We start from the raw sequence: 13,846 nt of genomic DNA, 5'->3' as shown, positions 1-13,846 counted from the left end.
TACCAATTGCATACCTATTTAGCATTAAATTTGTTTACAGTAAAAGCGAAAAGATAAATAACATAAATAATTAAGAAAGATATACAATGAAGAGTACTTTAAAAAAACTATTACCATTTGCAGTAGTAGGCGTTATTTCAGGAGCTACTACCGTTGGAACCATTCAATATTTCGGTCATGATTCTAATAACGGAGACCAATCATACTTTACGAAGGCATCAAACGTCTCGTTTGCAGGAATGAATTCTGCTGCGGTAGGAGATGATTTCGTGAAAGCAGCTAAAACAACCGTTCCGGCTGTAGTTACCATCAAAAATTACCAGTCAAGAACAACCAACAGAGCTTCGGATCAGGACTTATTCGATTTCTTTTTCGGAGATCCTTTCGGAGGAAGAGGCGGGCAACAGAGACAAAAACAGCAGCAACAGCAGGCACCGGAAAATATGCCTTCAGGAATGGGTTCCGGAGTAATTATTTCGCCTGACGGATATATTATTTCAAATAATCACGTTGTAGCAGGAGCTAACAAGCTTGAAGTCGTTTTAAGCAATAAAAAATCTTATATAGCAACATTAGTAGGAACGGATCCGAATACAGATATTTCATTATTAAAAATTGAAGAAAAAGGATTGCCTTATCTTAATTTTGCCAATTCTGATAATATTGAAGTCGGACAATGGGTACTTGCCGTAGGAAATCCACTAGGACTAAACTCTACCGTAACAGCAGGTATTGTTTCTGCAAAAGGAAGAGGAATAGGAATTTTAAGTTCACAAGGAAAAGCAGCAAACCCGATTGAAAGTTTCATTCAGACGGATGCGGCAATTAATCCCGGGAACTCAGGAGGTGCGCTGGTAAATACAAACGGAGATCTTATCGGGATCAACTCTGCGATTCAGTCTACAACAGGGTATTATCAGGGATACGGGTTTGCGGTTCCTGCAAACTTAGCCAGAAAGATTGTTGAAGATATCAAGAAATTCGGTATTGTACAAAGAGGTTTCTTGGGTGTAACATCATTGGATTTATCAGACGACCAAATGGTGGCAGCTTACAACAAACAGAAAAAGACAAATTATAAATCCGGTTCCGGGATATTGGTAACAGGATTCGGAGATAACAGTGGTGCTGAAGACGCAGGATTGAAAACAGGAGATGTCATTACCAAAATTGATAATATTGCAATTACAGACTTCGCAGATCTTTCAATGGCGATAGGAAGCAAACGTCCGGGTGATAAAGTTCAGGTAACGTATTCCAGAAATGGTAAAGAAGCTGTGACCACAGTTACTTTGAAGGATCAAAAAGGTGGAACTTCTACCAGAACAAAGGCAGATCTTTCGGTAACCGAAAAAATAGGAGCTGAATTTGACCCATTAAGCGACAGATTCAAAACCGATTATGGATTGAACAGCGGTGTTGTTGCTAAAAACGTAACCGAAGGAAGCGAAATCGCCAAAATCGGAATTGTAGACAACTACATCGTAATCGAGATCAATGGTAAGCCTGTAAATTCACAGAAAGATGTTGAGAAAATTCTTGATAAATATTCCGGAAATGTATCGGTGAAATTTGTGGATGCTTACGGACAGATCTATACAAGAGGATTTAAAATGCCTTAATTGAAGAAATAAGCATATACTTCATATCAAAGAAAGACGCTACAAATTTATTTTGTGGCGTCTTTTTTTAGCTTAATTTAAAATTTCCTTTCTTCTATTTCATCGAAAAAAAGTTTTAATTTTTCTCGTAAAATATCTTTACTTATCTGAGTTCCTATTAAATATCTTTTGCCATTTTTTAACGCGACAAAAATACCGGTTTTTCCTTTAATATTATAAGCCGTAGTTCCGCTTTTCCCGTATCTTACTCCCCAACCACCAAAATCTAAAAGAGGATTGTATGTAACAATACTTATTTCCGATATTTCATCTTTTTTAAAAATCTTCTTCTTGAAAAAAGGAAAATATGAGATAACAATTTCTTGTTCAAAAATTGAATACTTTAAAGTAATCGACAGGAAAAATAATATTAGAATTCCAACGATCAATACAGGAATCAAATTAGATGTTAAAGAATTTTTGAAATAATTAAAAACTACAAATATCAGTAATCCTATTAACGGTAACCATATCAGTAATTGATTAAATTTTTGCTTTTCTTCTAATATAATTTTCAAACTTTTGGAATTTATAATTAAATATAAAAAAACGCTGCAAATTGCAGCGTCCTATTTTATTATGATTTATTCATTTTTTCAGCGATTCTTCTTTTCTTTTTTCGTTCATAAATGACGGCTACAATTTTACCCCCAATCCACGAAAACGGGAAGAATGTAAGGAAAATTGAGACTTTATAGAATGTAGGATGGTAAGGAAAGATTATCACATCCAGCATGGCTATAAAAAGCATTATGAAGCCGATAAGAATAGCATAAGCCACTTTGGCATACTTTACAATGATTGCCGTTGCAACACCTCCAACGGTAGTTCCCAATCCGGAAATAAACAAAAGGAAGCCGAAGAAAGCACCATCATTCTGCATGCTTTGAAGAAATCTTTGCCAATGCTCAAACGGAGCAAAAGCGTCGAAAGTAACCCACTGCGGAAACGCCCTTATTCCAAGAGTAATGATAAGCCCGGCAATTGCGAGACCTATGATAACCGCAAATGTATTTCTTAAAAAGTTCATTAATCCTGATGTGCGATCATTGAAATTTCGATATCAACATTTTTTGGCAGGCAAGAAACCTGTACAGTCTCACGAGCCGGATAGCTGTCTGCATCTAAATAAGAAGCATAAATATCATTCATTACAGCAAAATCGTCCATGCTTTTAAGGAAGATTGATGCTTTTACAACATTTTTAAACGTCATTCCTGCCTCGGTAAGGATAGCCTCAAGATTTTTCATTACCTGATGTGTTTCCTTCTCGATTCCTTCTACCAATTTACCCGTTGCAGGATCTACAGGGATCTGACCAGAGATGTATAAAACACCATTTGCAAGATTTGCTTGTGAATAAGGTCCGATAGCTGCAGGAGCATTTACAGTGTTGATGATTTTTTTCATTAGAATTTATTTTGGGTGCAAATATAAAATTTATATTCTATTTCTATAATCAAATATTAAAAAGGTGCATTTGGCTGCGTAAAACTTCTGTCTTTGTATTTCAGAGCATCGCTTAAGATGTTGGCTTTGATACCGATAAAGAAGTCATATACTTTGTACTGACCAAACGGAACCCAGTTGAAATTGATCGTAAAACTTCGCTGATCTCTCGCAAAACCGATTCTTGTATACGCCAGTTCCTTTGTCACCATGTCATAATGTGTACTTCCGTTGATGTTCCAATAAGGTGTTAATTTAATACTTCCATCCAAACCAACAGAAGCCAATCTTGTCGGAGTTCTTGAAGCCGAACTTTTTGTGTAAGCATAATTAGCGTTAATATTCAATGTCCATGGCTGATCGAAATGAGCGTAATTATCATCATCAAAATAATAATTTTCATTTCTCACCTCTCCTTTCGATTTGTATTTTTTAGCGTAATCTGTTTTCTCTCCGAAAATCTCACTGCTCAAAGGATAAGACATCTGAACATTGAAACCTTGTACACTGAAATGTCCAAAATCCTCTGTTCTGATTCCAACCTCCTGTCCTGGAAGATAAATGATTTTATATGGATCCAATGACAAGCTTGTATTTACGCTTAACTTATTATTAAAGAAAGAGGATTGCCCGTTGATCGTTAAAATCGAGAAAGGGTGATCTTTAGCCGCAAAGTTATAGCTTCCGGAAAGGTTTAAAGATTCAAAAAGTTTTACTTTTTTTACACCAGTAGAATCACTTTTAGATTTCACTTTCATCTCGATGTTGTTCCCGATGTTGAAACCTAAAGCTCCTACCAATCCGCTAGACGGTGCTCCTATAATTCCTCCTTCAAAAATTGAATAGGGTGTTAAAGCTCCGTTTGCATCATAATAATTTTTATAATATCCGTATCCAGAACCCCCAAAATCAGGAGAATAAGTAAAGCCGATACTTGGCGTCATCATATGTCTGATTGCTTCAATGGCAGAACCTTTTTTAAATTTCATCATACCATATAAAGTAGTCTGAATACTTGCTGTTGTAGAAAAAGTAGAATAGCCTGAAATTCCTTTATTGGTTTCTGTAACAACTTTGTTTTGTATCGGGTCGTAAAACTTCTCTACCGTTTTTGTTGTTAAAGCATTATCAATATTAGCTCCTAAACTGAAAGTGAAATATTTTGCAACCGTGGTATTTGTTCCCAAAGCAATATTGTTTTTCAAACCGGTCTGCATTTTATCCCACATCTCCTTTTTGAAAAGCTCGCCTTCATCGGTTTGAACGTAATTCGTTAAGTTGATTCCTGTATTTACCGTTAAGTTTTCCAACAAACCAGTTCTTACCCCTGTTTTAGATTTAAATAAATAAAACTGATTGATCGCAATATTCATCTGTGGCAAACGAAGATCCGACAAACCTGTCGCAAAGTTCTGAGAATAAGAAGCCGTCCCCGTAATCGTTGCTGGTAACTTCAAAAATCTCTTGGTGATCGTTACCGTCGAGTTTTGCTGTGTATTTAATACGTTTTGGTTTAAGATATAATTGTTATTCAGCGTATTGTTATAAAATTTTGTGCTTACAATATCCACCGAAGCCGAAAAAGTAAGGAAAGGATTTGCTTTGGTATCCTGTGTATGTCTCCAAGCAATTCTGTATGTACTTGTTTTTCCGTAATCATCTAGCCCTTTGATTCCACGCACCATGGTTCCGAAATCTGCCGAAAAATTACCATTGTAACGGTATTTCTTTACATAATTCATTTCCGGTCGGAAGTTCCAGCTTCCTTTTGTGTAAATATCGGTAAGAATTTTAAGATCAAAATGTTCCCCAATCGGCTGATAATAACCTAAACCATTCAGAAAGAAACCAACATCCTGCCTTTCCCCGAAACTAGGAATTAAAATACCGGCAGCTCTTTTACTCGAAAAAGGTAAAATCGCAAACGGCATTACCAAAGGTGTCGGAACATTTTCGATATACATCCAGATTGGTCCGGAAACAATGGAAGATTTATTTTTAGTTTTAATTAATTTAAGATAATTAGCCCTTAAAAAATAATCTGCCGCTGTGTCTTTTTTCTTTATAAAATAATCATCGGTCGTATAATCTGCCTGCCTCATGGCAAATACCGAATCATTGTACTTCTTTGTTTTTTTGGCATTAATTACCCCTTCACTTTCCTCAGTACGAGCATCATAAGCAATTGCCTGTTTCGTTTTTGTATTATATTGAAACTGGCTGGTCTCATATTTTTTCCCTGCCTGAGTTGTAATTACAGGTTCAATGATCTTTCCTAAAGAATCTTGTTTTCCGCGAGCGTACATAACACTTTTTTGTTCGTCGATAGAGATATAATCTGCATCAATCTGCATATCTTGGTATTTCACCTGAGCATTTTTGTTCAGATAAACCATTTTTTTCGGAAAATCTCTACGTATATTGTCGGCTTTTGTCTGAAGAACATCTTCTAACGACTCTTTTTTTACGACAATGGTATCCTTTTTGGAAATAGTATCATTAACCGCATTTTTAGGCAATTTTTCAGGAGTTTGTTGTGCTAAAAAATTGTTAAAAATTAGGATAATTAAAATTTGTAATATATTTTTGAAGACGGTTTTGACCAATTTTTTGTTATATTTATATGTATACAATTAAGGCTCAAAATTAATATAATTTTTAAAACTGTAAGATGCACAAAGTAAATTTTAAAATAATTTTATCATTTCTCTTCCTACTCCTTAACACATTTATTTTTTCGCAAAAGAAATTTACCATCGTTTTAGATGCAGGACATGGGGGAAGTGATCATGGAGCAAACAGAAATTATGCAGACATCGGAAGAGTCGCAGAAAAAGACGTTACTCTCGCTATTACGCTGAAAGTCGGTGCAATGCTTGAAAAAAATAAAGATTTCAAAGTAATTTACACAAGAAAGATCGATGAATATCCTTCGCTTTCAGATAGAACAAACCTTGCCAACAGAAGCAAAGCAGATCTTTTTGTATCGATCCACTGTAATTCTTCGGTAAGACCGACAGCCTATGGAACAGAAACTTACGTACAAGGCCCCGATCAGAACGACACCAACTTAGAGGTTGCAAAAAGAGAAAATGATGTAATTTTCTTGGATGAAAAAGATAAACAGACGTTTGGTTCTTACGACGCCAGTTCTCCGGAATCCTTAATAGCATTAAAACTTCAGCAAAGTAAATATCTCGAATCCAGTCTTCTTTTAGGAGGATTGGTTGAGGATAACTTTGTAAATAAAGACAAAAGATCTTCAAGAGGTGTTTTCCAGAAAAACCTACACGTTCTTCGTATGAATGCGATGCCTTCTGTACTTATTGAAACAGGATTCATTAATCATCCGGAAGAAAGTCATTATTTGGCATCAGAAAAAGGTCAGGACGAAATTTCAGAAAGTATTTATCAAGCAATTATTGATTATAAAAAAGCAGTGGATAGAAAATCCGGAGGTCCTGTCATAACAAAAAAACCTGAACCGGATAAACTGGCAGAAGTTGCTTTGAAAAATGATTTCAGAATTTTATTATTAAGTTCTCCAACAAAATATAATGATGGAGATCCTGCTTTAAAAGGATTGAATTACATTCTTCCTATTAAAGAAAATGGACAATACAAATATTATTACGGAGTATCAAATCTGGCTTCGGTAAGAGATATTAATATTAAAACCGCCAAAGACGCAGGATTCCGAAATGCATATGCGGTAGGGTTTATGCCGAATCAAAAATTAAGCGCAGGATATTACACCATCGAGGTGTATGTTGGTGACAAATTGAATGGAAATTCATTTATCATGCAAACCCTGAAAGATGTTGAAAGAAACAAAGAAAGTGGAGTTTTCTACTATACCTACGGAAAAGTGTATACTTTGGAGGATGCCGTGAAGTTACAGAAAGACATTGAAGCTAAGGGAATTAAAAATACCGTGATTCAAAAAGTTCAAAAATAATGTAAAATAATTTTGAAGTTAAAAAGTAATTTATTACTTTTGCAACCTCAAAATTTGGCCTATTCGTCTAGTGGTCAGGACTCAAGGTTTTCATCCTTGCAACAGGAGTTCGATTCTCCTATAGGCTACCAAATTTGATATCATGCCGGATTTAAAAATACAAGAGGCAAATTTGCTTTTTAAGAAAATCCACTCTAACCCAAAAAGTTACGATTTAAAAATCAATGAAGACGGGATTACAGGCAGGGATGATAAAATAAGTTTCAGACTTTACAGGACGGGAGAAAGTGTCGCTTTTGCAGTAACGATTGACGGACTTACCTTCACCAATACCACTGGAGAATGGAACAACGCTATGATTATGCTTTCGAGCACAATCAGGAAAATAGAAAGAGAAGACGAGAATTTTAAAATAGAACAAGCGATCGATAAACTAAGAAAATATTTATCAGAAGAAAATTAAAAATTTCTAAAAATAAATTTGGTAGATAAAAAAAAGTTTATACTTTTGCAACCACATTTGAACGATATGGCAAATCATAAATCAGCATTAAAAAGAATCAGACAAAACGAAGTAAGAAGACTTCGTAACAGATATTACCACAAGACTGCTAGAACAGCTTTGAAGGTGTTAAGAAATGAAGAGAATAAAGCTGCTGCTGCAGAACAATTGCCAAAAGTTATCTCTTTGTTGGATAAATTAGCTAAGAAAAATATTATCCACAAAAACAAAGCAGCTAACTTAAAAAGCAAATTAACTAAGCACGTTAACAAACTAGCTTAATAAGTATAGTTGGCCCGTTCGTCTATCGGTTAGGACCTCAGATTTTCATTCTGGTAAGAGGGGTTCGATTCCCCTACGGGCTACAAACTTAATCACTACTAACCGAGTGTTTAGGATAAGAGTTGAAACTTATAAAAACAAAATACTAACCCTGTAATTTATTTTACAGTTTGGTAGATGGCCCGTTCGTCTATCGGTTAGGACCTCAGATTTTCATTCTGGTAAGAGGGGTTCGATTCCCCTACGGGCTACATAAAAGAGATTCATTTTTTGAATCTCTTTTTTTATTTCTCTTAATAGTGAATTAAGTCAATAGAGATGTAATTAAAATTCCTCTAAAATCCTTTTAATAGGGCTGAACTCAATTAATTTTTGTTTACTAAAATCTTTATAATTAAAATTAACTCAAATATTTATTAAAATTAAAAGTTTAATTCTTAACTTTGTAATTCATCAGATGATATGATGTATTAATAAATATGCAGATCCAAAGAAAAACATTAGCACAGGAAGTAGCAGAAAGATTGGCGGAAGGAATCGTCAATAATGAATTTGCTGTTGGTGAAAAATTACCCACCGAACCTGAGTTGATGAAACTTTTTGGTGTTGGTCGCTCAAGTATTCGTGAAGCGATAAAAATTCTTTCGATTAAGGGAGTTTTGGATGTTCAGCAAGGTGTGGGAACGTTTGTAGTTTCAAATACCATTCAGGAATCTCTGGAATCACAAATGGATAAAGCTCAGATTGAAGATGTGCAGGAGGTACGATCTTTACTGGACGCTAAGATCGCAGCAAAAGCAGCTATTAACAGGAGTGAGGAGCAGTTGAAAAACATTAAAATGTATCTCGATCAAAGAAACAAATTTGCAGAAGAAAATAAAGATCTTGAATGTTATCAGGCGGATATTAATTTCCATATCGCTATTGCGGAAGCTTGTGGTAATACACTTTTAAAGGAAATTTTTAAAATCGCAAGCTCTCATATTCTAAGATCTTTTGAAAGCAGACATAATGATACCGAATCATTTATTATTTCTCAGGATATTCATAATCGCCTCTATTTAGCTATCGAAAATAAAAATGCAAAAGAAGCTGCATTTATAGCTCAACAAATCGTTGATCGGGTTTATTAAAAATTAAAATTTAACAAAATTCATCAGATGACCTGATGAATTTAAAAAAAATAATTATGGAAAATAGTACAATAAAAACCATTGACACAAGTAAAATTGTTTATCCGATTTTATTCATGATCAGTTTCTCACATTTTTTGAATGACCTCATCCAGTCAACAATTCCCTCACTCTACCCGATTATGAAGGGTGAATTCAATTTATCTTTTGCGCAAATCGGAATTATTACGTTGGTTTTTCAATTAACGGCTTCAATTTTACAGCCGTTTGTGGGAATTTATACCGATAAAAAGCCCAATCCAAGATCATTAGCTATCGGAATGGGATTATCCATGGCTGGGTTGCTTTTATTGGCAGCGGCACCTCAATATTATGTTATCTTAATTGCTGTTGGATTGATCGGAATGGGATCGTCGGTATTTCATCCGGAAGCATCGAGAGTTGCACAATTGGCATCGGGCGGGCAAAAAGGTTTGGCACAATCGATATTTCAGGTTGGTGGAAATTCGGGAAGTGCGATTGGACCTTTGCTGGTTGCTTTAATTATTCTGCCTTTAGGACAAGGTTATGTTGGGTTATTTGCCATCGCGGCTTTTATCGGAATTATTGTTCTATGGAGAATCGGAAATTGGTATGCAGAAAGATTAAGTTTAAAAAAATCAGCCAAACATCCGAGTGATGTTATTCATATTAATCTTTCAAAGAAAAAAGTTATTTTCTCGATTACGATTTTATTAGCGTTGGTCTTTTCGAAATATATTTATCTGGCTTCCATGACAAATTATTTTACCTTCTTTTTGATTGATAAATTTCACATTTCGGTAAAAGATTCTCAGTTATATCTCTTCATGTTTTTGGCTGCTGTTGCTGTCGGAACAATTTTAGGTGGGAAATTGGGCGATAAATACGGAAGAAAGAAAATTATCTGGATTTCGATTTTGGGAGCGGCACCATTTACGCTTTTCCTACCCTATCTTTCATTATTTTGGACGATTGCTTTTGCGGTTATCATTGGATTAATTATCGCTTCTGCATTCTCTGCCATTTTGGTATTTGCAACTGATCTTTTGCCCAATAAAATCGGTTTGGTTGCAGGGCTATTCTTCGGATTTATGTTTGGAATGGGAGGAATAGGTTCGGCCGTTTTAGGCGCAGTTGCAGATGATACAAGTATCGAATATGTCTTTAAAATCTGTGCTTTTTTACCATTAATGGGAATCATTACGGCATTTTTACCAAATCTTAAAAAATAAATTTAAAACAAATAAAAGCCTCCACCAAAGGCAAAAGGTGGAGGCAAACAAAATTAGGATATGCTACTAAAGATTTAGTTTTTTATCAATTTCTGCTGATATACTGCTTTCTCGGTTTTTGCAATTAAGATATACACCCCTTTCGGAAGCATACTTACACTTACCTGTCCATTGCTGAACGGTACATTAACCAATTTACCAGACATATCATACACAGAAACGTTTAAAACTTTCTCCTGAGTACGAATATTAAGAATATCAGTCACCGGATTCGGATAAATACTGAATTCTAATTTTTTCACTTCAGTTGTTGCCAATACTGAAGTTGAACTTGTAACTGTTACCGTTTTTTCAACCACTTTTCCGTTTGAATTAAAACTAATTACAATATCAGCCGTTCCGTTTCCAAGCGGAGTGATTATCAACTCATCATTTGTATTGATTGTTGCAGAAACTACATTCGGATTGTTGTTTGACTTCACAGTCTTCACGATTGCAGCCGATAAATTATCTGTATCTGAAATTACGGATTTTAGATCAATTGTTATTACAGAATTTGCATTTACTTGTGTTGGCAAAGTATTATTTATTGTTGGTAAACTATTATCCGGGAAAACCGCTATTGCAGGGAACCAGTAATAATCATTTAAGATTTTTGTATTGGTAATAGCTCCTGTACTGCTGCTATACGTATAAATCCAATTTTTCTGATAATGTGCTCCGTAACCGCTTTCCGTTGTATTTACAATAATTTCGTCTGTTACAGGATTTACTCTTAAACCTGCTCCGTAAGGAATTTGTTTGTAAGTTCCAGTCTGCCCAGGAAGCACACCAAAATTTTCATTAAAAGTTTTATTTGTTACATCAAATTTCACGATCTGAATTCCGGAAACGAAACTGTTAACAGAATTGATCCAATATAAAGTATTATTCTGGCTACTTGCTGTGAAGCTTCCTGCGTTCCAAGCTTCCCAAGATCCTAAATATTTTGTTGTAGGAATGTTGTAAGCTGTCGTTGCAAAAGTTGATGGATTAATATTCACCACTTTCTGATCCTGAATCGCCCAAACACTTCCGTCTTTCGCCTGAACAACCGAGTGATAAGCTCCTGCAATTGTCGCAACCACCATATCTGTATTGGGATTAATCACCAAAACTCCAGTCGATTGTTTTACTGCATAAACGTATTGAGAAGTTCTGATCATGTTTCCGATCTGTCCTGCGTATGCACTTCCACCTCCGGTTGTGGGGATCAAACTTCCAATCGTCATATTATCAATATTAAAAGTAAAAATACCCGTTGATGTTCCGATATAACCTTTATGCTCATTTACCCCGACAAAAGATCTCCCGTCTCCTCCACCGATATTATTAAATCCAGCGATTTTCTGCATGGTCTGCGCATTAGCAACAACCAATCTTCCACCCGGAGTGTATTGAGTATCTCCACCGTCTGCAGCTTGTTTTGAAATAAAATAAAATTTATCCCCATAGATTGTTCCATACTGAGTTGTAGCTCCGAAAGCCTGATTGTTATTGGCATTGCTGTACACTCTGTAATTTACGTTTCCATTAGAATCAATAAAATTAACAGAACCATTAGTGTGACCAAACCACTCTTCATTCACCATAAAATATCCTGCTGAAAAGTTTGTTGAAGCTACATAAGGCGAAACCGCTGTAAATGTAGGAGCAATCGCAACTGGATTAAGAGAAGGGTTGTAATTCCAAACATCATAAGAACCATTCGTCAAAGTTCTGCTAGTTGCACCTACTCCGGAATATCCAAAATCCGCATCTGTAGGATCTTTTACCCAATAAGACCAATATCCGTTGGTTGCCCAACCCGACTGCCAGTGATCTGCTGCGTCTGCAGAAGTATAATCATCAAAATCATAAGAGGTTGTGTTTACAATGCCTGCAACTGGATAATATGGATAGGTTGTATTTCCGTTTTTGTAAAGCGCATTTGTTCCGGTTCCGTTTAGATCAAAACCAAAACCTCCGACAGCAGTTCCAAATTGAGTTCCCTGATACAAAAGAGAGAAAAATCTGTGATCTGCACTGGCAATTGCTTTCAGCATATCTTCACCGGTTGCCGTTCCGTTCCATCTGAAACCCCAAACCAGAGCGTCCGGATTTTTGCTGTCATTCCATTGTACAACGAAAGCTGCTTCGTTTGTTCCTGTTCCTACCCAATATTGGATATCAGAAAAATTAATAGTCGTGACATTTTTAGCCGTGTGATTCTTTTTGGCAGAATTCAGTTGAATATCATTTCGGGGAACCCCCTGTACTTTTATCTGCGCATTCGTAAAAAATGCAAACAGAAAAAGCATTGTTAAAAGATAAAACTTTTTCATTTTTAATTTAATTATAAACATTTAGATTGAATTTTAATTAAGTCGTAAATCATACGCTCCTGCAACTTCCGTAGAAACTTCTCCAAGCCATCCCGCTTCCTGATTGGTTCCCGTATAAACTTTCACAAAATCGATTCCCGGAAGTTTTACATGCTTTCCGTTTCTATCGACTGCCCAGGAAATATCAATATTGGAAGCGTCATCATTATTCGGGGCATTGTCCGCATATCCGTAGTCATAGGATTTTCCTACCCAATAATCGCCCGTTCCGCTTTGATCATAAAAATTGTTCTGAAGTTTTGTTCCGGCAAGCGTGTACGAAGTCCCCGAAAGCCACTGTGGATAGTAGCTTTGGACATGGAAGGTATTTTTTGTTTTATATCCCGAATTCCCCAGATTATCCTCCCATTTCAGATATTCTACATCGGTTTGCCAAAACTCGCTTCCTGGAACGGGCGGTTTATTTTCATTGGGTTTAAAGTATGTAATACTGTAATTTTTTACGGTTGTATTTTTAAAATATTCGCTACCTGCGATTTCGTACCATTCATCTTCGTCTGGTTTTCCATTTTTGTTTCGGTCGTAGGCAACCATGATGATTCCCGGTTCACAAGATCCCGAACGAGACTGACTGGCATCATTTCCCCAAAATGCATTTCCGAGAATTTTAAAATCTCTTCCGTCCATATTCGGAATCGTGTGATCGAAACCAAAAGTCACAGATCCACCGAAACCGCCTAAAGAAATCATGGTAGAGCCTTCTCCAACCAAAGAACTTTTAGCCTTTTGAAGCATTTTATCATAGGTATCTCCATTTTCATATTCTGGAATTTCATTCATGAATTGTCCTACAGCAGGACGAAAATCGAAAACATTAGAAATATATTTACTAAAGTTTCCAGCTTCGTGATTCACAATAATTTTTGAGTTGTAAGTTCTTGTCGTTCCGTTTGATTCAATTTTTAAAGTCAAAGGATATGTTTTCACAACCGGACTGATAAAATCTAATTGAGAATCTTGAGAAATAATAGAATCGTTGATGCTCCAGGTGAAAGTTCCGCCTGTTTTCGGATCTATATTTAAAACTTTAAAACGATCGATCGTATAAGAATCCTGAAGACCATTGAACGTGAGATCTTCTTCGTCATTATCACTTTTACAGGCAACAATTACACTTGCAAGAGAAAGTGATGTGAAAGCAATTTTTAAAAATTTAGTGGTATTTCTTTTCATATTTCAATTCAG

Annotated in this window: 12 protein-coding genes and 3 tRNA genes; 9 read left to right on the top strand and 6 right to left on the bottom strand. The window is 35.7% G+C overall.

Annotation, left to right across the window (positions count from 1 at the left end):
- The first annotated feature begins 86 nt into the window (after positions 1–86).
- Positions 87–1,622 (top strand): trypsin-like peptidase domain-containing protein, encoded by a 1,536-nt coding sequence (locus ACKX2A_RS13540; RefSeq protein ID WP_415325301.1) that lies wholly within the window; start codon positions 87–89, stop codon positions 1,620–1,622.
- A gap of 77 nt (positions 1,623–1,699) precedes the next feature.
- Here the strand turns inward: ACKX2A_RS13540 and ACKX2A_RS13535 are convergent, their stop codons facing one another.
- The 4 genes from ACKX2A_RS13535 to ACKX2A_RS13520 are packed head-to-tail and all read right to left on the bottom strand — an operon-like array spanning position 1,700 to position 5,716.
- Positions 1,700–2,179, bottom strand: a complete 480-nt coding sequence (locus tag ACKX2A_RS13535) for a hypothetical protein (protein ID WP_415325300.1) — start codon at positions 2,177–2,179, stop codon at positions 1,700–1,702.
- 59 nt (positions 2,180–2,238) lie between these two features.
- Positions 2,239–2,691 carry a hypothetical protein gene (locus ACKX2A_RS13530; RefSeq protein WP_415325299.1) on the bottom strand — a complete coding sequence of 151 codons (453 nt, stop codon included), beginning with the start codon at positions 2,689–2,691 and terminating at the stop codon, positions 2,239–2,241.
- Positions 2,691–3,071, bottom strand: coding sequence for a RidA family protein (locus ACKX2A_RS13525; RefSeq protein ID WP_415325298.1), 381 nt, complete (start codon positions 3,069–3,071; stop codon positions 2,691–2,693). Before ACKX2A_RS13525 ends, ACKX2A_RS13530 begins: the two co-directional genes overlap by 1 nt.
- Positions 3,072–3,127: 56 nt before the next feature.
- A complete protein-coding gene (locus tag ACKX2A_RS13520) occupies positions 3,128–5,716 on the bottom strand; it encodes a putative LPS assembly protein LptD (RefSeq protein WP_415325297.1) in 2,589 nt (862 codons plus the stop codon).
- A gap of 65 nt (positions 5,717–5,781) precedes the next feature.
- On the opposite strand from ACKX2A_RS13520, the gene ACKX2A_RS13515 reads away from it, so the two are divergent.
- From ACKX2A_RS13515 to ACKX2A_RS13480, 8 genes are all read left to right on the top strand, one after another.
- Complete coding sequence (locus ACKX2A_RS13515) at positions 5,782–7,068, top strand: N-acetylmuramoyl-L-alanine amidase family protein (protein WP_415325296.1); 1,287 nt, start codon at positions 5,782–5,784, stop codon at positions 7,066–7,068.
- Positions 7,069–7,124: 56 nt separating this feature from the next.
- A tRNA-Glu gene (locus ACKX2A_RS13510) sits at positions 7,125–7,199 on the top strand.
- 11 nt (positions 7,200–7,210) lie between these two features.
- The gene (locus tag ACKX2A_RS13505; RefSeq protein ID WP_415325295.1) at positions 7,211–7,531 is read left to right on the top strand and encodes a hypothetical protein; all 321 of its coding nucleotides are present in this window, start codon (positions 7,211–7,213) and stop codon (positions 7,529–7,531) included.
- A 66-nt stretch (positions 7,532–7,597) separates the two neighbouring features.
- The gene (gene rpsT / locus ACKX2A_RS13500) at positions 7,598–7,852 is read left to right on the top strand and encodes a 30S ribosomal protein S20 (RefSeq protein ID WP_415329473.1); all 255 of its coding nucleotides are present in this window, start codon (positions 7,598–7,600) and stop codon (positions 7,850–7,852) included.
- 11 nt (positions 7,853–7,863) lie between these two features.
- Positions 7,864–7,935: transfer RNA gene (locus ACKX2A_RS13495), tRNA-Glu, on the top strand.
- 96 nt (positions 7,936–8,031) lie between these two features.
- Positions 8,032–8,103: transfer RNA gene (locus ACKX2A_RS13490), tRNA-Glu, on the top strand.
- A 228-nt stretch (positions 8,104–8,331) separates the two neighbouring features.
- Positions 8,332–8,985: a FadR/GntR family transcriptional regulator gene (locus tag ACKX2A_RS13485; RefSeq protein WP_415325294.1), complete on the top strand. Its 654-nt coding sequence runs from the start codon at positions 8,332–8,334 to the stop codon at positions 8,983–8,985.
- Positions 8,986–9,041: 56 nt separating this feature from the next.
- Entirely contained in the window at positions 9,042–10,238 is a 1,197-nt protein-coding gene (locus tag ACKX2A_RS13480; RefSeq protein ID WP_415325293.1) for an MFS transporter, read from the top strand.
- A gap of 74 nt (positions 10,239–10,312) precedes the next feature.
- On the opposite strand, the gene ACKX2A_RS13475 is transcribed toward ACKX2A_RS13480, so the two are convergent.
- Both ACKX2A_RS13475 and ACKX2A_RS13470 read right to left on the bottom strand, forming a co-directional pair.
- Positions 10,313–12,601 (bottom strand): DUF5074 domain-containing protein, encoded by a 2,289-nt coding sequence (locus ACKX2A_RS13475; RefSeq protein ID WP_415325292.1) that lies wholly within the window; start codon positions 12,599–12,601, stop codon positions 10,313–10,315.
- Between the two features lie 33 nt (positions 12,602–12,634).
- Complete coding sequence (locus ACKX2A_RS13470) at positions 12,635–13,834, bottom strand: cell surface protein (RefSeq protein ID WP_415325291.1); 1,200 nt, start codon at positions 13,832–13,834, stop codon at positions 12,635–12,637.
- Positions 13,835–13,846: the final 12 nt, after the last annotated feature.

This window comes from Chryseobacterium sp. MMS23-Vi53 (assembly GCF_047651245.1).
Classification (GTDB): domain Bacteria; phylum Bacteroidota; class Bacteroidia; order Flavobacteriales; family Weeksellaceae; genus Chryseobacterium.
Note: the sequence above shows the minus strand (reverse complement) of the source record. Positions and strands in the feature narration are given on the sequence as shown.